Annotated in this window: 9 protein-coding genes; all 9 read left to right on the top strand. The window is 50.0% G+C overall.

The features are described 5' to 3' along the window. The first annotated feature begins 224 nt into the window (after positions 1–224). The 9 genes from MIC7113_RS38845 to MIC7113_RS07230 all read left to right on the top strand — a co-directional run bounded on the left by MIC7113_RS38845 (position 225) and on the right by MIC7113_RS07230 (position 23580). On the top strand, positions 225–4874 hold the full coding sequence (locus MIC7113_RS38845; protein WP_172642228.1) for a CHAT domain-containing protein: 4650 nt from the start codon (positions 225–227) through the stop codon (positions 4872–4874). Between the two features lie 559 nt (positions 4875–5433). Then, the gene (locus MIC7113_RS07195) at positions 5434–6351 is read left to right on the top strand and encodes a DUF7507 domain-containing protein (protein WP_015181513.1); all 918 of its coding nucleotides are present in this window, start codon (positions 5434–5436) and stop codon (positions 6349–6351) included. Beyond that, positions 6348–10787, top strand: coding sequence for a hypothetical protein (locus MIC7113_RS07200; protein ID WP_015181514.1), 4440 nt, complete (start codon positions 6348–6350; stop codon positions 10785–10787). The genes MIC7113_RS07195 and MIC7113_RS07200 overlap by 4 nt, the downstream gene beginning before the upstream one ends. 10 nt (positions 10788–10797) lie before the next feature. Then, positions 10798–13158 (top strand): OmpA family protein, encoded by a 2361-nt coding sequence (locus tag MIC7113_RS07205; protein WP_226883600.1) that lies wholly within the window; start codon positions 10798–10800, stop codon positions 13156–13158. After that, positions 13158–16142: a DUF6923 family protein gene (locus MIC7113_RS33125; RefSeq protein ID WP_015181516.1), complete on the top strand. Its 2985-nt coding sequence runs from the start codon at positions 13158–13160 to the stop codon at positions 16140–16142. The genes MIC7113_RS07205 and MIC7113_RS33125 overlap by 1 nt, the downstream gene beginning before the upstream one ends. A 462-nt stretch (positions 16143–16604) precedes the next feature. Then, the gene (locus MIC7113_RS07215; protein ID WP_015181517.1) at positions 16605–18968 is read left to right on the top strand and encodes a DUF6923 family protein; all 2364 of its coding nucleotides are present in this window, start codon (positions 16605–16607) and stop codon (positions 18966–18968) included. A gap of 174 nt (positions 18969–19142) precedes the next feature. Further along, positions 19143–19748, top strand: a complete 606-nt coding sequence (locus tag MIC7113_RS07220; RefSeq protein WP_015181518.1) for a pseudouridine synthase — start codon at positions 19143–19145, stop codon at positions 19746–19748. Positions 19749–19917: 169 nt separating this feature from the next. Beyond that, positions 19918–22218, top strand: a complete 2301-nt coding sequence (locus tag MIC7113_RS07225; RefSeq protein ID WP_015181519.1) for a serine/threonine phosphatase — start codon at positions 19918–19920, stop codon at positions 22216–22218. A gap of 63 nt (positions 22219–22281) precedes the next feature. Then, positions 22282–23580, top strand: a complete 1299-nt coding sequence (locus MIC7113_RS07230; RefSeq protein ID WP_015181520.1) for a protein kinase domain-containing protein — start codon at positions 22282–22284, stop codon at positions 23578–23580. Positions 23581–23632 lie beyond the last annotated feature (52 nt).

Genomic DNA, 23632 nt, shown 5'->3' on the forward strand with positions numbered 1-23632 from the left:
GACCGGATTAGCCAGTAAATTTGTAACTAGAGATAACTCAATTCCTACTTGTTGCCTTAGTCCGGGGAATTCTCTCGATCGCATCAGGCTTAGTGCTTCTCCCTCATTACTATTAGGTCTTCGCTTACCACTAGGGGAGTCAACAGCGCGTGAATGTATTTGTAAAGCTTTTCAAAGAAGGCTTGACAATCTTGCCATTGTTCGGATTTTCAGTCTGTTTAACAGTGCTTCCGACTCTTCCATCTGTCCAGGCACAACCCATTACACCGGCTGTTGACAGTACCAATACTATCGTCACTCCCAACGGCAACCAAATTAACATTTCAGGTGGTACCTCTTCGGGAGACGGTAGTAATCTTTTTCATAGTTTTGAGCAATTTGGCCTGGATGCCGGTCAAGTTGCCAACTTCATGTCTAATCCCCAGATTCGCAATATCTTAGGTCGCGTTGTTGGGGGTAATCCCTCCTTGATTAACGGACTCATTCAGGTGAGTGGAGGCAACTCCAACTTATTTTTAATGAATCCTGCCGGGATAGTTTTTGGTGCTTCGGCTAGCTTAAATGTTCCTGCTTCCTTTACCGCAACGACTGCCACAGGAATTGGGTTGGGTGGCAATCATTGGTTTAATGCTTTTGGGAATAATGACTATCCCAACTTAGTCGGCACCCCTAGTCAGTTTGCGTTTGACCTTTCTCAACCCGGAAGTGTCATCAATGCGGGTAATCTCGCCGTGTCGCCGGGACAAAATCTAATGTTACTTGGGGGCAGTGTACTCAATACCGGGACAGTGAGTGCTCCCGGAGGAACGATTACCCTTGCTGCCGTACCGGGTGAGAATTTAGTCCGAATTAGCCAACCCGGACACGTACTCAGTATCGAGATTGAATCCAAGACAGCAGGAGGACAGACGATAGCCTTTAACCCCGTTAATTTGCCCACACTACTCACGGGCACAATCGGCAGTGGGGGAGTGCCCTCGTCTGCGGTTCCCACAGAGGCAGGAACCATTATGGTTTCTGGGACTCTGGATGCTTCTAATTCAACTGGGGGGAAGATAGGCGGTAACGTCAATGTTTTAGGGACAAATGTCAATCTCGTTGAAGCCAATATCAACGCCTCTGGAAGTGATGGCGGTGGCACCGTACTCATCGGTGGAGATTATCGCGGGTTAGGCACAGTACCCAATGCTGAGTTTACCGATGTAGACAGCAATACCACCCTTCAAGCGAATGCTCTCACACAGGGAGATGGTGGCAAAGTTGTTGTTTGGGGGAATAACACCACGACCTTCCAAGGTCAGATTACAGCACAGGGGGGTGCTTTCGGGGGTAATGGTGGGTTTGCGGAAGTATCCGGTGCTCAGACGTTGAAGTATCAGGGTGTAACAAATTTACTGGCACCCAATGGACAGACGGGAAACTTACTGTTAGACCCCGAAACCTTTATCATTGCCAATGTAGGCGGGGACATTACCCCAGAGGGCGTAGCCGCTGCCCTGACAACTGCCAATGTCACCTTTGATGCTACCAATTTCCTCACTGTTAGTGATGCGATTAACTCCACGAGTGGGTTTAATTTAACCCTAGATGCACCCACGATTAACCTGAATGCACCCATTACCCTAGGGGGTCAACTCTTGGGTACAGCCAACAATACCACCGTGAATGTGGGGTTGGCTGGCAGGATTCAAAATGGCATAGATGTGGCAACCAGTGGAGCAAATGTCAATCTCGCCCCTGGAACCTTCACTGAGTCCGTCACGATTAACAAATCCCTCACGTTAACGGGTGCAGGCGCTGGGAATACTACCGTAAGTGGCAACAATACCTTCCGAGTATTTAATATTTCTGCTGCTAATGTCACTTTGGATGGTTTGACGATTACCAATGGACGCGCCGATAGTGGCGGTGGCATTCTCTACACGGGGACGGGCACGCTAAATATTACCAATAGCATTATCACAGGCAATCAAGCCATCGGTGCCAATGGTGCAAATGGCAGTAACGTTGGTGCGGGTGGTGGTGGCGGTGGCGGCGCGGGACTTGGTGGCGGCCTGTTCATCAATGGAAATGGTACAGTCACGGTGACCAATTCGACTTTTGCTGGCAATCAGGCCATTGGTGGCAATGGTGGTCAGGGATTCCCAAATAATGGGGTATTTGATGGTACGGGTGGCAATGGTGGTGGCGCTAACCCAGGCATCGGCGGGACTCCCGGTAACCCTGGTGGTGCGGGGGGGTTTGCCAGTGGTGGTGGCGGCGGCGGTGGTTCTGACGAGGTGGGTGGGGCTGGCGGTGCGGGTGGTTTCGGCGGTGGTGCGGGGGGCGGCGGCGGTCGTACGGGTGGGTTTAGCGGTAACCCCAGTAATCCTCCCGGTTTCGGCGGGGGTACGGGTGGACAGGGTCAATTTAGTGCGGCAGGTGGCGGTGGTGGCGGTGCTGGATTCGGTGGCGCGATTTTTGTCAATTCTGGCTCTTTGTCGGTGAATAACAGCACCTTTGTGAACAATTCATCGGCGGGCGGAGTTGGTGGTACCGGGGGTTTTGGCGGTGATGGTGGTGCAGGGCAAGGGACAGGCGGTGCGATTTTTGTGAATACGGGTAATGCCACGCTGACCAACAATACCCTCAGCGGCAACACGGCGAGTCACAGTGGCGGCGGCATTTATAACTTAAATGGCACCACCAGCCTTAATCATCTGACGATCGCAAATAATACCGCAACTCTGGGCAATGGTGGCGGCCTCGTTAATAATGGCGGTACTGTCAATGTCCGCAACACGCTGATTGCCAATAATAATCATCCCACGTCCCCCGATGTGTTTGGCCTCTTCACCGACTTGGGGAACAACCTGATTGGCAATAGTGCAGGCAGCACCAGTTTCACCACCAGCACTCTCGTGGGGACAACCACGAACCCCATCAACCCCCTACTCGCACCTCTGCAAAATAATGGCGGTGCTACCCAGACTCATGGGTTGCTTCCTGGCAGTCCCGCCCTTAATGCAGGGGCGACGGTTACAGGTGTCACCACCGACCAACGAGGTGTATCCCGCACAGGGATTGGTGACCCGGTTCCTGATATTGGTGCCTATGAAGCGATTCGAGTGTTATTCGGCAATCCCACTTACAGTATTAATACTAATGCAACCCAAGCGGCGATCGCGGTTCAGGTAGACCGCACGCCTGCAATTGGCACTGGCGGAAATATCAACGTTAACTATAATACCGCTGATGGCACGGCAATCTCTGGCACCGACTACAGCACAACCACGGGAACCCTCACGTTCACCAATTCGGTCACCCGCCAGACGTTTAATGTCCCTATTCTGAGTACGGCGAGGAATAATCGCACCGTTAATCTCAGCCTGACGAATCCTAAAAATGCTGTTTTGGGGAGTCCCAATTCTGCCCTGCTGACTCTCCTCCAACCTCTTCCCCTCCCGTCTCCGTCACCCTCTCCCATACCGTCTCCTTCTCCCACACCGTCACCCTCTCCTACCCCGACAACCGTTAATCCTGTTGACTTGACGTTACCCCAGAAACCGCTAGAGCCAGCACCGATTCAAAACAACAACTCTCAACCTTTAGAGAGGGCTGTGGAGAGTATTGACCAATCCTCCAGCACGGATTTTGAGCAATATCTCGGCGTGGGCGAAACACCAGGTATCAGCTTAGTGCAAGCTCGAAATCTCCTGCGTGGCATAGAAAGTTCGACAGGGGTCAAACCTGCGGTTATTTATGCTATTTTTGTCCCGGAAAGTGTGACTCCATCGCCTGCCTCGTCTCAAGGTTTAGAGGAAGATTCGGCAGAACTTTTACTGTTACGCTCCCTAAAGCCGAGTCCGCGCGATCGTTTAGAATTGATTTTAATTTCTGGTACCGGTAAACCCATCCGCAAATCCGTCAATATCACCCGTGCCGAAGTGATAGCTATGGCGGAAAAGTTTCGATTTACGGTGACCAATGCCCGCGATGCTTTAGGCTATCTCACCCCAGCCCGAAAAATGTATCAGTGGCTGATGGCTCCCTTAGAAGCTGACATTGAGCAGCGAGGGATTAAAAATTTGACCTATATCACCGACAGTGGGTTACGCACCATCCCCTTAGCTGCTCTCCACGATGGTAAAGGGTTTATTGTCGAACGTTACAGTATCGGCTTGATGCCCAGTCTTTCTCTCACGGATACCCGTTATGGTGATATCCACTCATCCGAGGTACTCGCCATGGGAGCTAGTGAGTTTAAAGACAATAAGCCCTTACCTGCCGTACCTGTAGAATTGAGTGTCATTACCCAAGCTTGGCAAGGTTTATCGTTTCTCAATCAAGGCTTTACCCTGGAAAACCTGAAGTCGCAACGGGCAAAAACTCCCTTTGGCATTATCCACCTAGCGACTCATGCCGAATTTCTGCCAGGGAAACCCGCCAACTCTTATATTCAGTTACAAGACCAGAAGTTGGCTCCGTTGCAACTTAAGTCTGTGGGGTGGGCGAACCCGCCTGTGGAGTTATTGGTGCTGTCTGCCTGCCGCACGGCGGTAGGAGATGAGGAAGTGGAATTAGGCTTTGCGGGGTTAGCCATACAAGCGGGAGTTAAATCGGCCTTAGCTAGTCTGTGGTATGTCAATGATGAAGCGACATTGGGGTTAATGAGTGAGTTTTACCAACAACTCAAAACGGCTCCCATTAAAGCCGAGGCTCTGCGAAAGGTACAGTTGGCGATGATATCAGGAAAGGTGCATATCCAAAATCAGCAGTTGCTAACTAGCGAGGGTGAGTTTCCCTTGCCTACGGAGTTAAGGGGTACTGGTGACAGAGGTTTTTCCCATCCCTATTATTGGAGTGGCTTTACGATGATCGGTAATCCCTGGTAAACTCTCTGGGTAGAAATATTTTATTCATGGCTTGGTAAGTTGTGGCTGAGTTATACAAAAACTTCAGCATTGACAAGATTTCTCAAAAGAGATAAATCTTTGGCGTTATTTGCAACAATTTTTTAGGACTGACGCATTGACACCAACTCCAAAACCGAGGTTAATACGTAATACACGTTATACATTGTATGACGGGTCGAGAGTCTCACAAACCAAATAAAGGGAAGCCTCAAACAATTTAGAATTTCTAGCTTTCCATAACGTCATTGTGTCCTCGGTGCTCTACCATAATAAACCCAGAGCATTTACGTCATTAATCGGGTTGAAACCCAAGTCGTAAATGCCGGGTGTACCCTTTTAAAAAGCAGCTTACGTCTTAGAAAGTAAGCTTACTTGATTATGCTCAGAATCAGGGAGTCTACTAAACCCTTAAAAAAGTTGATTTCTCTTAACTATTGAGAGAATCTATGAAATCTACCAAAAGTTAGTCAGGGCATCTACTATCCAGCCTCTAATCTAACCTTATAAAATTAAACCCATTCCAGGGTGCTACCTTCTGATGAAATCTTTATTACCGCAGTTGGGCAGTTTTGAACTGCTTTTCACTGCATTTCTGACCGCATTCTTCGTCGCTGGTGCGTCACCGCTTACCGCTCAAACTGAAATTAAAAATTCCGCTTCCGCATCCGGAGGGAATTTACCAGACGTTGTTCAGTCCAATGAAACTGTACTGACCGCTGGTCAAGCCGTTCTTCAATTAGTCAAAACCGCAGACCGCGCTGCGGCTGAACCCGGTGATACCGTCATTTATCGCCTCGCACTGACCAACACCGGAGAGGTTCCAGCCAATCAGATTACGATAACCGACACGCCACCACTAGGAGTGCGGTTTTTACCAGAGTCATTGCAAGGCGCACTCACCACAGGCAGTACCACCACACCCGTGAGTTTGCCTCCGGCAGTAACAGCAGACCGGCAAATCACTTTTACCTATCCCAGACTCGCGCCGGGGGAGACACTCACAGTGATTTATGCCTCGGTGGTCACACCAGACGCCGTCCGGGGGGATGGGAGAAATGTGGCGCGGGAGTCTCGCAGCAATCTAGCCGCCTTTCAACTCCGGATTCGACAGGGCATTTTATCCGACTGTGCCACTATCGTCGGTCGGGTATTTGTCGATAAAAACTTTGACGGGCAGCAGCAACCTGGAGAACCGGGAGTACCGAATGCGGTGCTTTTCATGGATGACGGCAATCGCATCACCACCGATGCCAATGGCTTATTCTCGTTAGTCAACGTCATCGCCGGCCATCGCACAGCCACGTTGGATTTGAGCAGTCTGCCGGGATACAGCCTTGCGCCAAACATCAAATTTATTGAAGGCAATAGCCAGTCACGCCTGGTACGGCTCGAACCGGGCGGAATGGCTCGGATGAATTTTGCCGTGACACCCGCTTATGGGGAGCAACAGCAATGAAAAGCCCTCAAGAAAAGACAAACAGTAAGGATGAAATATTAAGGATGAAGCATGAAATCATCCCTCGACTCGTGAAAGAGATTTCGCCTTCCACTCAAGCGAATGCTAGCCATTTGGGCAACAAATTGAACAGAAAATCCAGCCGCAGAAAGCGCAGGCTTCATCCTTCAGAGTTGACCCTTCAAACTTTTCCTAACAGGATTGCTTTTTACGTTTTACTATCGAAAGGCTGGTTTCCCTCACTCAGCTTGGGTTTACTCACCACCCTATTGGGAACCATCGGGCTTATCCCGACAGCTAAGGCTGACGAATTGCCAGAACCGCCTAATTTAGGTTTAGGGAAGGATGAAGTATTAACAACCGATGTGTCCTTGAATCATGGGCTGAAAACAGATATTGCATCAGTCTCGGTATATCGTTTAACTCATTTCCATCAATCGCTGAAGGATGAACCCTTAAATCTGACAAATGAAGCCCTTAATCCTTCATCTTTCGATAAATTTTCCGGTGACAATCAGAAAATTCACACATTAACTGACTTGCTCAAAGGTGAGGGGGAAGAGGTGCCCCAAACCGTAGAAATCGTCCCGAAAAACGCCTCCGTACAGTCATCTGTCCTCCGGTCTTTAAACATAGACTCCACAGCAATTGATGCTCCAAGACAAGCCGATAGCCTTCTACCGCGTTCAAAGGATAGTGTTTCCCGCAGCGAAATCCTGCAAAGACAGGAGTTAGAAGTCCGTGAACAATCGCAACCCAATACTGACACTTCGGAAGCCTTCGCACCCCAAACACCAACCGAGGGACAACTGGAAAATCTGGGAGAGTCTGCTCGAAAACAGCCTATCCTGGCTCTAACCAATGACCCCAACCGAGTGAGAATCCTATCGCCTTCCCTGGCGCTAAAGCAAAACGACGCCCCAGCCACAGAAGCCGCCGCACTCGCTCCTGGTACAGTTCGCATTCTCACGCCCCAAAGTGGCGTTACCGACAAAACCTCAACGAACCTCGTCATTCAATACAACGCCAATGACTCGGTTCAGGTCAGTGTGAACCAAAAACCCCTCGACCCTAAGACAGCCACTCAGCAGAACCGGGATGAGGCGCAAAACCTGATTAACCAAGCTTGGTACAACATCCCCTTAAAAGAGGGAGACAATACCCTCACCGTCCAAGCTGGAAACGGAACCCCCGTTAGCATTCAGGTTGTGGTGCAAAAGACCGCCCTCAAACTAGAAATTGCTCCCGTGGGCGACCCCCGTGTGGCAGCCGATGGTCGTTCCACCCTTACCGTTTCCGGACGCATTACCGATGAAAACGGTCAACTTTTAAGCGAAGATGCCGTAGTTACCTTAACGGCGGCAGCAGGACAATTTGTCGGTGCCGACCAAGACAAAGACCAACCCGGTTTTCAAGTAATGGCACGGGGAGGACAATTCACCGCCCAACTCCAATCCAGCCTAGAGGCGCAAAAGGTGCGGATTCGTGCTGCCCTCGAACCGAAAGAGGAAAAGCAGACAGGGAGACCGGGCGAGATAGGGAATGCTCCCGCACATTACTCCGAGTCATCCAGTCTCCCCCTCTCCGCCGCTTCCCCTCCGGCAGTGGCACAAACCCCCCTGGAAGCTTACACCCAGGTGGAATTTGTGACCAATTTACGCCCCTCCTTAGTTTCAGGCGTGATTAACCTGCGAATTGGGCCATCGGGAACTAACTTTTGGGGCAGGCGGCGAGACTTCCTCAACCCAGAAACCATCGACGACGGCACGGAATTTGACTTACAAGGAGCCGTTTTTGCCACCGGACGGATTGGCGAGTGGCTGTTCACAGGAGCTTATAACAGCAGCCGCAACCTTAACGAAACTTGTGATGGCATCACCCGTTTGTTCCGAGGGCCACAGTTTTGCGAACAACAATATCCCGTAACTGGGGATAGTTCTACCGTCGATTACCTCACCCCCTCGATCGATAGCGTTTATCTCCGCTTTGAGCGCAATGCCGGACTGGGGAAAGAACCCGACTATGTGATGTGGGGAGACTACAACAGCAACGAGTTCGCCAGAGAATCCCAACTTTTTACCGCCACCACCCGCCAGTTGCATGGCTTCAAAGGCAATTACAACTTTGGTAACTTGCAACTCACCGCCATGTTCTCGCGCAACCTCCAAGGGTTCCAACGAGATACCATTGCCCCCAATGGCACCAGTGGTTATTACTTCGTTTCTCGACGACGCCTGGTTCCGGGAAGTGAGAATATCTTTATCGAAACCGAAGAAGCCAATCGTCCCGGTACCGTGATTTCCCGCAAACCCTTAGGACGAGGGTCAGACTATGAGATTGATTATGACCGGGGCACGATTTTATTCCGCCGTCCGATTCTCGCCACCGAATTTGCCTTTTTTGATGCGCCGTTGAGTGAGGCCGGTGCTGGCTCAACCCTGCTCGTGCGGAAGATTGTCGTCACTTACCAATATGAGGGGGGTGTTGAGAGTGACGACACCAATCTCTATGCAGGGCGTGTACAATACAACTTCTCCCAAGCGTTCCAGCAAGAAAGCTGGCTGGCTGGAACGTACCTACGGCAAGAGCAGGGAATCCAAGACTTTGAACTTTATGGGGCAGACTTCCGGGTTGCCCTAGGAACCAACGGACAAATCATTGGGGAAGTGGCTCATTCGGAGCATGACTCCCTGTTTCGAGGCAATGTCTCCGGTTCTGCCTATCGCTTAGAGGCGAATGCGACCATTGTCCCCGGACTGCTGGGACGAGCCTATTACCGATCGGTGGAGGAAAACTTTAGCAATGATGCCACCCTCAGCTTTACTCCGGGACAAACTCGCTACGGTGCTGCGATCGCTTATTCTATCGGTTCCAGCACCACCTTGCGCGCCGGATACGACTACGAAGAAAACTTTGGCGTCTCCCCCCTCATCCGCACCGACTTCTTCGATTTGTTCAACCCAGGCGTCGCCGTCCCTCCGGGTACTGGGGTTAACAACTCCCTGAGAACCATCAGCGCGGGAGTGCAGCAAAAAATTGGCAATGCAGCATTAAGTGTTGATTTTGTCAACCGTGAGCGCGAAGACCGAGTCGGCAATGTCTTCACCGGTAACGCCTCCCAACTCGTTTCCCGCCTAGGACTCCCCATCAGCGAAAGCCTGACATTTTTGGCGCAAAATGAACTAAGCCTCGGAGATAATGACCCCCTCTACCCCAATCGCACCACCTTAGGCATGGATTGGAGAGCTTACAAAGGGGTTACCCTGCGCCTCGCCCACCAATTCTTTGATGGTGGCATTTTGGGCAATGACTCCATCACTAGCCTGGATACAATTTTGTCCCACAACATCTGGGATAACACCACCATCACCGGTCGCTATTCCGTGATTAGTGGCTTCAACGGGGTAACCGGACAGGGGGCGGTAGGACTCAATCACCGTTGGACTGTTTCCCCAGGATTACTGGTGAATCTGGGCTATGAGCATACCTTTAGCAACACCGGGATTGCCACAGCGGCTGGGGTGCGCTTTGCTCAACCCTATACTGTCGGTCAAACCGCTGCCTCCCTTGCCTTATTAGGGGGCGATGTGTTCAATATCGGCGTGGAATATACCGATAACCCCGACTTTAAAGCCTCTGCCCGCGTCGAACACCGCACGGGTTCCGGCAACAACAACACCGTGTTTTCCATTGCCGGGGCAGGGAAACTTTCTCCCTCCTTAACCCTCCTTGCCCGTTACGAGCAAGCCAACTTTGCCAACCAGCTCATTGAAGGGTTGAAAGATACGGCAAACCTCCGGGTAGGTTTAGCCTATCGCGACCCCAATAGCGATCGCTGGAACGCCCTGATGCGCTATGAGTACCGCAAAAACCCCTCTACCATTCCCGAAACCCTACTCTTTGGCAGTGGTACCGGTTCCACAGAACACCTATTTGCCGGAGAGGCGATTTTTGCCCCCAGTTGGCGATGGGAATTTTATGGCAAAGGCGCAGTCCGTTACAGCAACACCGATTTAGCCAATAACTTCTCCAATGCTTCTACCATCTTCCTGACCCAACTCCGCGCTGCCTACCGCCTGAATTACCGGATGGATTTGGCGGTAGAAGGACGCTGGATTGGTCAAGATTCGCCCGGTTACAGCGAAACCGGCATAGCTGTAGAAACAGGCTATTATGTCACCCCCGATTTACGCCTCGCCTTGGGCTATAGTTTCGGCGGTGTGGATGACCGAGACTTTACCGGCTATCGCTCCAAAGGCGGCGTTTACTTTAATTTGACCTTCAAAGTCAACGAACTCTTCGGCGGCTTTGGACGGCAAAAAGTGGTGCCACCCCAACAGCAGGAATCGCTGACAAAACCCGTTGCCAACCAGCCAACATCGGATACCCCAGGGACGCAATCGAGCCGCCCTTCTAATACCACGAGTGAGGAGTGAATAGTTAGGAGTGCAATACAACTTATTGGAATTTTCGGTCATGCGGGGAGTCAACCGTCCAGCGTCAAACTTGAACAAGGCAGAAGAAGGAAGGCAGGAGGCAGAAGTTAGCCAAGTTTGCCCTTCTCTGGTGGAAAGAAAGCGCAACAACAAGCCTTTTGCCTGGTTATTTTTGAGTTTTGACCAAAAAAGGCCGAAGGCAGAAGACAGGAGGCATGAGAAGGAATGCCCTTTGCCCTTTGCCTTCTACCTTCCTCAATTGCTCCTGCTGAGTGTTTTAGTCGCGCCACTGAGGGCGACAGCCCAGCCGACCAATTCTGTATCCGTGGTGGTGAATAGTAATCAGGATGGCCTGATTCAACCCGACAATCGCTTAACCTTGCGGGAGGCGATCGCCATTGTCAACGGTCAGCTCAGTCTAGAACAATTGAGTCAGGCGGAAAAAGCCCAAGTTCGACCCCTCGATGCCAATACAGCCTCTCGCATTGAATTTAATTTACCTCCAGACCAAACCACCATTTACCTCCAAAGCCTATTACCATCCCTAGCCAGTCCGGGATTAGTGGTGGATGGGACAACCCAACCGGGTTATGATCCAACCCGTTCAGCAACCGCAGAAATTGAAATTCCCATTCCTGTGGTGGCTCTAGCACCCGCACCCAACCAAGAAGTCCTGCGGGGACTCACGATTGTTGCCGATAACATCACCGTGCGGGGTTTAAGCCTCTATGGCTTTGGCAAGTGGGGTGGGGCGACACTCAACACCCCACCGGGAGATATTGTGATCGAGCGGAGTCCTGCATTTCCTGATGTCACACTCCAGCCACCCACCTCTAGTTTGGATTTGAGGAGTCCTAAACCTAACTCAAAACCCAGCGAATCCCAGCCACCGAAGAATGTCGCGATTGAACTGAATTGGTTGGGTATCCCACCCAATGGGCAAATGCCCAGTCAGTTATCAGCCTTTGGCTTGTATGTGTTTAACAGTCTAGGTACCACCATTCGACGCAACCGCATTGCCAATCATCAGGGCAGTGGCATCATTACCGGCGCTCAAGCCGAGAATATGTTGGTAACAGAGAACATCATCGTGGGTAATGGGCTAGCTGGAATGCCCGATGCCATTCGCCTCGAAGGGCAGATTGACCAGTCACAAATTACAGGCAATTTAATTTGTGGCAATGATGGCAGTGGGGTGTATTTGTTTAAGCCCAAGGGTGCTGTACAAATTCGCAATAACCAAATCACCTCGAACGGCAGACGCTTGCGTCAGGCGGCTGTTTACCTGATGGGCAATAATCATCAGGTGATGGATAACCAAATTAGTTATCAGTCGGGGCCGGGTGTGGTGGTGACGGCTTATCCCCAAAACGACGTTCAGCAGAATCGCTCCTCTTCGCGCAACATCATTGAGAACAATCGCTTTGCCCAACTCGAAGGGTTGAGTATTGACCTCAACACCCAACAGAATGTTAACCCGATTCATTTTCAACGGGGGGATGGCCCGAATCCTCTCCGGAATTCGCCCAACCGACGGGAAGAAACGGGGAATGCGGCGATTAATGCGCCGCAGTTTCTCAGTTCAGAGTTTTTTGTGTTGGGAACAGAGGTGAAGCTGTTTGGCAAGGCTGATCCGGGTTCAACGGTTGAAGTGTATCGAGTTCGGGAAAATACAACAATCCCCTATGGCCCGTTAAGTGAACCCCTCACGAGTGTGGCGACCGATGAGCAAGGGGATTTTAGCGTCACGGTGGATAATTTACAGCCTGGGGACAAAGTCAGCGCGATCGCCACTCATCCCCAGTACGGCACCTCTGAACCGGCGCTCAATGCCAGGGTTCTTGCGGCGGATGGGACTGGCACAGCCCAACCTGATGTACCCTCTGGTGTGATTCCCCCATGTACGACGGCACAAGTACCACCCAATCCCCCAGAACCGACTCCTCCACCAGAACAACTAAGGCTGTCTGTTGCGCGGAATATCCATTTCGCTCTCGACCAATCCACCATCAGTCCAGAAAGCGCCGTCATCCTCGACCAAATTGTTGCGGTGATGCGCTCTTATCCCTTTCTCACCGTTGACATTCAGGGTCACACTGACCCCCGTGCCAGTGCGGCCTACAACCAAGCCTTAGGAATGCGTCGTGCGATCGCCGCACGAAATTACCTGTTGCGTCAAGGAATTGCTCCAGAACGCTTGACAATTCGGTCATTTGGTGAATTAGAACGCCGAACCACGGGCAGTGACGTTGTGGATTATGCACGCGATCGCCGCGTAGAGTTCATCTTCCAAGATACGAGAGGCTTGGAAATCATCTTTGAAAATCAAGAAACCGACTTGCAAGTAGAACCTAGGGGAGGATCGAGGTAGTGCAGCGCAATTCCAGCCGATTCGGCGTCCAGACGTGGAAAAAAAAAGTCCGAATATTGATCAGCTTGCTTAAGTTTTCTGCCAATAAAATCCTGCCCCGTCGGAGTCAGGGAGCGATTTCTGGCTATCCAAAAGGCTCACTGATGTTCCGGAAGTTTGGGTATGCGCTCATCAGCCTCTTGACTCTTGTGGCGGTGGTGGTGGGTTACTACTCTCCAGCCTTGACACAGAGTGTTCCTGCTCCGGACAGTTTTATTTGCGATCGTACCTTGTATATCAGTCAAGGGCTACTCAACCAAAATTCCACACTCTCCAGCGTCATCACAACGCCTAACTTTGCTCTTAACACGGTTGGTACCGCAACGGTTCAGTACAACGCCATCGGCTTGAATGTTCGCGATGGGTTTATTTATGGCATTGCTCCTCAATCCGACCCTGGATCGAATTTACCTCCAACCATTTATCGAATTAATAATACAGGAGCAGCTACTGCCATCGGTGCTCCACAACCCAATGGAGCTATTGTTTTTGATCCAATTCCAAATGGTAATCCTAACCAGAGTTTTGCTTTCGCTGGCGATATCAATAGAAACGGGATCTACTTTGTATATGTCACTAACATCCCTGCACCCGGAAATAATCTCTTCGCGATCGATCTAGCAACTAATCCCAATACCCCTACTATGGTCAGTAGTCTGAGAGTCCAAAGAGCTGACGGTACAAGTCCTGACCTTTCGGACATTTCTTTCAATCCTGTGGATGATCAGCTCTATGCTTTTGACAGCTTCAGAGTTAATGGGCAGCCATCATCTCAAGGTCAGATGGCTAGAATCGACACGACTACTGGCGCAGTCACCTACTTTGGCGCGACACAACCCAATGTGGGTATTGTTGGTGCATCTTTCTTTGATGCGTTTGGTAACTTTTACACTTATGAAACTACGGGTAATATATCTGTCGCACGTAATCTTTCAAGTTCTAATCCTGTTGTATTTTCACCACTCGGAAATGCTGGAGTCGTTCAAAGATTTGACGGTGCATCCTGTGCCTTTGCGCCAGTTGCGGAAAAGATTGTCGAGCCTCAATCAGTCGCAGCCAATGGCATCATCACTTACAGATATCGTCTCGCTAACCAACTAGGACAGCCATTAAGTACTGCAAACTTGTCATTTACCGACCAGTTGCCTGCTGGATTGACCTACGTCGATCAAACGCTCAACAATACTAGCGTGGGTGGCACTCCTAATGCTTATGGCGGAACTCCACTGCTGCAAATTGCAGGGATTACCATCCCACCTAGAGGTTTTGTCGAAATCAGCGTGAATGTCCGGGTTAGTTTGACTGCATCTCCTGGCACAGTCTTGAATCAAGCCACAATCAATAACGTTCCATCCGTGCCTGGAGTGACCCTTCCACCTACGATTCCGTCGGATTTTCCTCCCACAGGTATTTACCCTGATCCGACACCCTTAGTCATTACTCCAGCTCCCCCTACCCCAAGGATTGGTTTAGCCAAGAGAGTGGCATCTAGTGTGAACCTTGGCAACGGTGTCTTTCGAGTGACGTATGCACTCGTCGTCAGCAACCTAGGGAATGTTGACCTCAACAATGTACAAGTTACAGAAGATCTTACGACTACTTTTGCTAACGCAACATCCTTTACTGTTGCCCCAAATAGCGTTAGTAGTCCAAGCGGCGACCTCACTCCTAATCCCAACTACAATGGTCGCGCTGACAACCCTAATTTGCTAACCGGTACAACCAATACATTAACCGTTGGTCAAAGCAAGACCATTCAATTTATTGTCGATGTTACCCCAGGAGCAAACTTAGGGCCTTACAACAACCAAGCTGTGGCAAGCGGTACCGATCCCAATGGTCAAACGGTTACAGATCTATCCCAAAATGGCACGAACTCAGACCCCGATAACGATGGCAACCCCGCCAATAACAATGACCCCACCCCAGTCAACTTCAACCAAACACCGGCTTTAGGGGTTGCCAAGGAAGTCGTTTCCATTGTCCCTGCTGACGCAGGAAACTCCACCGTAACTTACAGAATCCGTGCCCGAAACTACGGACAAGAGAATCTCACTAATCTCCAGCTTACGGAAAACCTTACCACGACCTTCGACAACATACCTTTTACGGTTCCTGCCAATAGTGTCACAAGTCCTAATGGCAACCTCACGCCTAATTCTAATTACAATGGTCGTACTGACATCAATTTGCTGGTGGGTACAGATACCTTAGCTGTTGGTGAAACAAAAGTCATTGAATTCATCGTCATTATCACCCCTGGTAACCAAACTCGTACCTATGAAAACCTGGTACAAGGAACAGCTCAAAGTCCTTCCGGCTCAGTGAGTGACCAATCGCAAGCTGGGATTAACCCAGACCCCGATAACGATGGCAACCCAACCAATAACAATGACCCGACTCCATTGGATGTAGGGCCAAACTTGCGCTTGGTGAAACGGATTACAAATGTAATCCGAAGTGGTGCACCAATTAGTGGAATTGACTTCCAAAGCTTTGTTGATAACCTCAATGACCGCAACGACAATGTTTCTGGATGGTCTCAACTTCCGGGTGGAGTTCTCACAGGAGTTTTCCGCATCGGTTCTGATGCTCTATTACAAACTGGAGATGAAGTCGAATACACCGTTTACTTCCTCTCGGATGGAACTCAACTTGTCACGGATGCCAAAGTCTGTGACCCCATTCCAGAGAAGACCACATTTATTCCTGACAGTTTTCAAGCCGGTCAAGGGATTTTGTTGAATCAACAGACAACCAATACATCTCTAACTAATGCTTTAGATACAGACCAAGGAACATTTTTCTCTCGTCTTACTCCTGTTACCTCTCCCTGTCCCAATACCAACAACTCTAACGGGTCAATCTTAGTAAATCTGGGAGATTTACCTGCCACCCCCCCTAACAACGTTGGTTTCATCCGTTTCCGCGTGAGAATCGATTAACCGTCAGCCAATCAGCTAGGGGTAGAGAGGGTTATGCTCACTCTACTCCTATAGATAGGTTTGATAACTGTAGCAAAACGGTATTATCAACTCTTCTGGTTTCATCAGGTTGCAAGAGGGTAATTTGCTCTCTATTGTTAGCAAAATCCAGAATCTGTGTAATCGCTCTTTGTAGCAGCACTTAATTACGAGCCATCTCAAATCTCTGGGATGGCTTAACTTTCTAATTATCTATAAGTAATTCAAAGGAGTTGATATAAGTCCTTGATTTGCAACGTTTGATTGGGTGTTGCTTGCGTTTTCCCATTGGGCATCTAACATGCTAAGCGCTCACTCAGCAAATGCTGACAGAACTAAAATTTAGGTTTGCATCACGAAAACTATCTGTACAAAAGCTGTGTTTGTGCTATTTTGGTATTTTTTTCTTACCAGAAGCATCGTGAAAGAGAGGTTAACAAGGTCGTGTATCGCAATTACCTCCAAGCAGCCGCTCAAACTTGGACGAGAAAAGCACTCATTACCATCAATAGAGGCGGCAATTATTGGCGCAAACGAATCAATCGTTTGACCGCTTTCATCGCTGCTTTAATTTTAGCGATCGCATTGAGCTACTCTCCTCCAGCGCCAGCACAATCTTCAGCAAATTTCCCTTGTACAAACACATTGTATGTGAGTCGTGGTCAAGCAGCAGATGTGAACGATCCGACTGAACTCAACACCGTAAACATCAACATCAATCCGTTTACCTTAGACCCGATTGCTGGTATTCCTATCAGTGCCAATATCCGCTACAACGCGATCGGTTTTAATTTTCAAGATGGATTGATTTATGGCATCGATCCCGACACCCGGACTGTTTATCGGATTGCGCCCAATGGACTACCTACCTCACTCGGTGTTCCTGCGGGTTTACCTGGACAACCGATTTTGTATTTAGCCGGCGATGTCGATGTCAATGGCAACTACCTAGTCTTAAGCAGTAATCCGCAGAATCCACAGAACCAAACACTCTTTACGATTAATGTAGCAGGAGCGGCGGCGACATTAGTTGGTGCGGCGGTAACCCTATCACAACCCACTGAAATAGCCGACTTTGCTATCAATCCCAGAGATGGACAACTTTATGGCTTTGATACTATCTCAAGACAGATTGCTAGAATTAACCGCACGACGGGCGCGGTTACGTTCTTGCCTTCACTCAATCCCCAAATTGGTACAGTTGGGGGAGCCTTCTTTGATGCCTTTGGTCAGTTTTTCGCCTACGAAACGAGTGCCAGTAACAGTGCTTTTTACCTCGTCAATGTGGGTACTGTTGATGCTCCTGGTACGGGTCAATTTACTCTGCTGAGTACTACAAGAGGAGTAGTCAGAAATGATGGTGCCGCTTGTGCTTTTGCCCTACAAGTTGAGAAGAGTGCGTCACCTGAAACAGTTCCTGCGGGGGGAACTGTTACCTACATCTATCGCATTGCCAACATCAGTCCGTTGACCTTGACGAACTTGAGGTTCAGGGACGAAATGCCAGATGGAAGGACATTCGTTGCGGACACGCTAAGGTTAACAGAAATTAGTGGCAGCACTCCCAACAACTATGGCAGTACTAACCTCTTGGAAATTACGGGTATTACGATTCAAGCCAGAACCATTGCTCAAATCAGTGTGGATGTTCGGGTTCCGCCTAACACCCCCCCTGGCACAATTTTCAATCAATCTGAACTGTTTGGTCTTCCACCTACATTCGGCAATCCGACGCTTCTATCAGATTACATTCCTGTCGTGGGATTCCCTGACCCAACACCGTTGCAAGTTACAGCCAGTCCAGTTATTGGTGCGGCTAAGACAGTAGCCTCTGTGGTTGACTTGGGCAACGGCAATTTTCAATTCACTTACACCATCACCATCCAGAATTTGGGCAATGTTGACCTCAACAATGTCCAAGTCACGGAAAATCTCTCCAATACCTTTGGTTCAACGCCGTTTACTGTCAATCGCGTTAGCACTCCGACGGGTAATCTTGCCCCCAATAACAACTTCAATGGCATTAATGATACGAATCTGTTAACTGGTACAGATACACTAGCGATCGGCCAAACAAAAACCATTGAACTCGTTGTCACAATTACTCCTGGGAACAACCCCGGCCCCTATAACAACCAAGTGGAAGCCATCGCTGAAAGTCCTGTCGGCCCTACGAGTGACATTTCCACCGATGGTCTTAACCCCGATCCAGATGGTAACGGTAACCCTAACGATAACAGCAATTCGACCCCGCTAGATTTAGCGAACCCTCCAGGAACAGAGCCACGCTTGCGCTTGGTGAAGCGTATCACCAATGCAACGCAAAGCGGTGTACCGATTAGCGGGATTAATTTCAATCTTGTTGTGAATGACCTCAAAGATATTAATGATGATGCTTCGGGATGGTCTCAACTGCCTGGAGGGTTGTTAGGGGTGATCAACCTAGAATCAGAAATATCCTTACAAAGTGGAGACGAAGTCGAGTACACTATTTATTTCCTCTCCGATGGCTCCCAAGAGGTGAACAATGCTCGTCTTTGTGACCCCATTCCTGCGGGAACCACGTTTATCTTTGACCGTTTTGGCGGCGGTCGTGGAATTTTGTTAAATCAAAATGGCACACAGACTCCCCAAACGAATGCATCGGATACAGACCAGGGAACATTTGCCTCTCCTCTCACTCCCGTAACCTCTCCCTGTCCGAATACCAACAATCCCAATGGCTCTGTGTTATTACAACTGGGAGATCTTCCCAACACGCCCCCAAGTAATGTCGGATTTGTTCGCTTTGCCGTCAAAATCGACTAATTCTCGTCTTGATACTGCCAGCATCAGCGAACATACTAGAGCATAGGTTCAGGAGTCACTGTCTGAAAGGAAAGCTGGGAGGAAAGGGGTGGGGGGATAGAGAAAATATGTTTTTAACTCTCTCCACTCACCCTTTCACCCTCATGACTCCAGCCCGATTTCAATGCAAAACGCGTGTACAGATACCTCTTGTTTTACAAACCCTACAACGTCTTAAGCCAGTTTACGGATCAGGACGCCAGTCAGCTCAACCGTGGCACTCTGAAAGATTACATTCCCATCCCTTCGGTTTACCCGGTGGGACGACTTGATCGGGACAGCGAAGGACTGCTGCTATTAACCAATCATGGACGCTTGCAGCATCGACTTTCAGATCGACGATTTTGTCATCCTCGCACATACTGGGTACAGGTAGAGCGTATTCCGGATGAAGCGGCCTTGAACCAGTTACGTAGTGGTGTGGTCATTCAGGATTACCACACACGACCCGCTTTGGTGCAGCGATTAGCCGAGGAACCCCTTCTACCCCCTCGTCAACCTCCGATACGCTTTCGTAAGACTGTGCCTACCTCTTGGCTAGAGATAACCTTAACGGAGGGGAGGAATCGACAGGTGCGGCGGATGACGGCGACGGTAGGGTTTCCCACATTGCGAATCGTTCGGATTGCGATCGGCGTCGCTGGTAAGAAGGACTTGACTCAACTCCGTTTAGATGGTCTTGAGCCTGGTCAATGGCGTGACCTAACACCGACTGAACTGGAGGCTCTACAGCAGCTATGACGACTCAAGTTAGTCTTAGCTGGATTGCTATCCGCTCACGCATAAGCTTCATCAGCTTAGGACTAGATTCCAAAAGCTGCAACCTTCGATTCTGACGTGGCAAACTAGATGGCAGTTAGCTTATATACCAAACTTTAAAACCTCTGACAGGAAGTGAGGAAGTTCCCTTATGTTAGTTTGTCCCAAGTGTCAGTTTGAAAACCCCAATACCAACAAATTTTGTCAAAGTTGTGGAACTTCCCTGATCCATAAAACTTGTCATGAGTGCGAAACCCAAGTACCCGTCAATGCTGAAACCTGTCACAATTGTGGTGCTTTCACGGGAACCGTTTGGAGGGCTATTCTCTCCAAAGATTCAAATTTTCTCATTGGTGGGAAGGATGAGCAAGCCTCTCCCATTGAGGCGTCAGAGTCCATCGCCACTGATACCGACCCCGCCGAAGAACTACCGATAGAGGCACCTGTCGTTGATCAGGATGAGCGGCCTCAACCCGAAACTTTGACAATAACACCCCTCCCTGATGCGGAATCGGCTTTACCGCCTCTAGAAAACGACCAAGAGGACGATAAGGACGATACTGTCCCTTTGACCACAGCAGAAGGTATTGAGGCCATTGCCGACGAGGAAGTTACACAGCCTCTCTCCACTTCGTCTCAGTCCAAGTTCACTCAGGAGGCGGCTAATGACACCTCTGATCAGGGCGAAGTCCGTTCACCAACTCCAACGGTTGTTTATCTGGATAAGCAACAGCGTTACCGACTGCTAGAACCTCAGAGTCTCAATTGGGCCACCACTGATGCAGAGCCGCGCTATGGCTTGTCTGTCAGAGTTTTAGATTGTCAGCCGTTTCAGAAGTCACCTTTAGAAGCTCTGCTGGAGCAACAACCCGGTGGTTCGGAGACGTTTGATATACGCCTGAGATCGGCACCTACCTTGCCCACCGACCCCTGGAACGTTCGGGGGATTCCAGGAATTGCTCAACCGTATTTAGCTCTCAAAGCCTCGTACTACCAAACTCTGCCCGCCGTTCATGATGGATGGCAGCAGGCTGGAGAAGCGGTGGTCTTGCTAGAAGACCGCTCCGAGTGGCAGTTGCTCAGCGATCTGTGGGACAGCGAACAGCTTTCTACGTTGCAAATTTTATACTGGCTCGATGAAATGGCTAAACTTTGGCAGGCACTAGAACCCTGGCATTGTCGTCAAAGCCTGTTGGAAACGACGAATTTACGGGTGGATGAAGACCAAGCCTTGGGTCTGGTTCGCTTGTATCCAGACCCGACAGAACAACCCCTGACCCTACAAGATTTAGGTCAAATGTGGCAACGGCTATTTGACCAGTCCCAGCGGACGCAATATACGTCCTTAGCCGCCCTTTTCCAGCAGATGTGTACTCAGGAAATTGAAACAATTCAGGAACTGCGATCGCGCTTGGAATCTATCGCCCGTCAACACGAAGCCATGACCTCCCAATTCGACCCAAACCCCAACTCTGATGACGCCGAGTCGGCTGATAGCTTAGCCGCCGATACACCCGTCGGAAGTGGACGCACCCAATCCCCCAGAATTCCTCACGAAGCTATGAGTAATAATGAAGGCGATGAGCTACCCACATTGATTTTGCCGATGCAGCTACTGAGTCTAGATGACGCGGGTTGCACGGATATCGGTCACCAACGGGAGCATAATGAGGACTCCTTTGGCATCCAGACCCTGATCCAGAAAGTGGAAAATCCCATGGGTCGGTCAGTACAGGCTCGTGGTTTATATATTCTCTGTGACGGAATGGGTGGTCATGCGTCTGGAGAAGTCGCCAGTAGCATGGCAGTTGAGGCCATCCGGCGCTACTTTCAAGAGCATTGGCAGGACGAGAAGTTGCCCAGCGAAGAAATTGTCCGCGAGGGAGTACATGTTGCCAACCAGGCCATTTACGAGGTCAACCAGAAAAATGCCCGATCTGGTAGCGGTCGTATGGGCACGACCCTAGTCATGATGTTGATTCAGAATACCAATGTGGCGATCGCTCATGTCGGGGATAGTCGCCTCTACCGCCTGACTCGCAAACGGGGTTTAGAGCAAATCACGGTTGATCACGAAGTCGCTCAACGAGAAATAACCATGCGTGGGGTAGACCCGGAAATTGCCTACAAGCGCCCCGACGCGAACCAACTTACTCAAGCCTTGGGTCCGCGCGATGAACAATTCGTCAATCCTGATGTACAGATCTTGGAACTTAATGAAGATACATTATTTATGATGTGTTCCGACGGTCTGTCCGATAATGATCTTGTCGAGACTCACTGGCAGACGCACCTTGCCCCCTTACTCAGCTCCCGCGCTAATCTCGATCAGGGTATTCTACAGTTAATTGAACTAGCGAACGAGGAGAATGGACACGATAACATTACAGCCATCCTGATTCGCGTGAAGGTGCGACCCAACTTTGAGCAACAGCAACTCCTTTATAAATAAAATCAGCTAAAGGCAAAGGCCAGAAACCATCCCGACTTCTGCCTTTTTATTTTTTACCCAGATATGGTCACGCTGACCCTTTTACATCCCCAGGCATCCACCCCCCTGCAACAGTGGAATTTCCAGAGCCAATCCACCATTCGGATTGGTCGCTCTCCTGATAATGACATCATTCTCGACGACCCCTTGGTTTCACGGCATCACTTGGAACTCCGGGCAAGCTCTTCTGCATCGGGAAGCTTGTGGCAGCTGGTCAATCAGGGAACCAATGGCACCTTCCTGAACGGTGTACTGGTGTCACGAGGATTAGTGCCCGATGAGGCGTTGATTCAACTGGCACGAGAAGGCCCTTTATTGAAATTCCAAATAGAGGAACCCACTGTCACGGGGAATGGCTCAAAAGGTGCCCCGCAGCATCTGCCAACTCTCCAGGGTCATGGGCAAGGGCTTACCCCTTTGAAGCATGACCCTTTACACCCCCCTCCCATTGAAGGCTGTACCCACCCAGGTAATCCGAAGACCAACTTGTTCTGTATGCATTGCGGTCAACCCTTGGTTGCCATCCTGCGAAGCATTCGGCAGTATCAGGTCTTGCGGACGTTGGGACAAGGGGGAATGGGCACGACTTATCTGGCTTGGGATAAACAGACGAGTGGTTACGGACGCCCTAGCTTGCTTGTCCTCAAGGAAATGAATGAGGACATGGCTCAAATTACTAAAGCCCAAGAACTGTTTGAACGAGAGGCTCGTACCTTGAAGACGCTATCGCATCCAGGGATTCCCAAGTATTACGACTTCTTTGTAGAAGAGGGTAAAAAATATCTGGCGATGGAGTTAATTCACGGTCAGGATTTGGAGCAACGTGTCTCGCACTCTGGCCCTGTCACGCCGAAACAGGCCATCGAGTGGATGATTCAAACCTGTGACATCCTTAGCTACATCCATTTCTGCCAACCCCCCCTGATCCACCGAGATATTAAGCCGGCGAATCTAATGGTACGCCATCGCGATAATCGAATTGTTGTACTCGATTTTGGCGCGGTCAAAGAGAGTGGTACAGCTCACAGGACTCGCATTGGTGCTGAGGGCTACAGTGCTCCTGAACAAGACCGGGGGAATCCAGTCACGCAGTCTGATCTTTATGCCATTGGTCCGACGTTAATTTTTCTGCTCACGGGGGAAGCCCCCCTGAAATATTACCGCAAGCGCGGCTCCGGATATGGCTTTGACGTGTCAAATGTTCCGACCATCACGCCCCATCTACGGAATGTGATTGATCGAGTCTGTGAACCGAAAGTGCGCGATCGCTATCAAACCGCTGAAGAACTAGCCCAAGCTTTAGCTGCTGCCCAGTTGAGCTGAGCGTCCCATTTAGCTAAAAGGTGGAACGTTGTGCATGAAACTTCCACCTAAC

Origin of the sequence: Allocoleopsis franciscana PCC 7113 (assembly GCF_000317515.1) — a bacterium.
In the GTDB taxonomy this organism is placed as follows: domain Bacteria; phylum Cyanobacteriota; class Cyanobacteriia; order Cyanobacteriales; family Coleofasciculaceae; genus Allocoleopsis; species Allocoleopsis franciscana.

Excerpts from the sequence above, each read along its gene's own strand:
- MIC7113_RS07230 (WP_015181520.1), top strand. The coding sequence starts at position 22,282 with ATGGTCACGCTGACCCTTTTACATCCCCAGGCATCCACCCCCCTGCAA.
- MIC7113_RS07195 (WP_015181513.1), top strand. The coding sequence starts at position 5,434 with ATGAAATCTTTATTACCGCAGTTGGGCAGTTTTGAACTGCTTTTCACT.
- MIC7113_RS07225 (WP_015181519.1), top strand. The coding sequence starts at position 19,918 with ATGTTAGTTTGTCCCAAGTGTCAGTTTGAAAACCCCAATACCAACAAA.
- MIC7113_RS07200 (WP_015181514.1), top strand. The coding sequence starts at position 6,348 with ATGAAAAGCCCTCAAGAAAAGACAAACAGTAAGGATGAAATATTAAGG.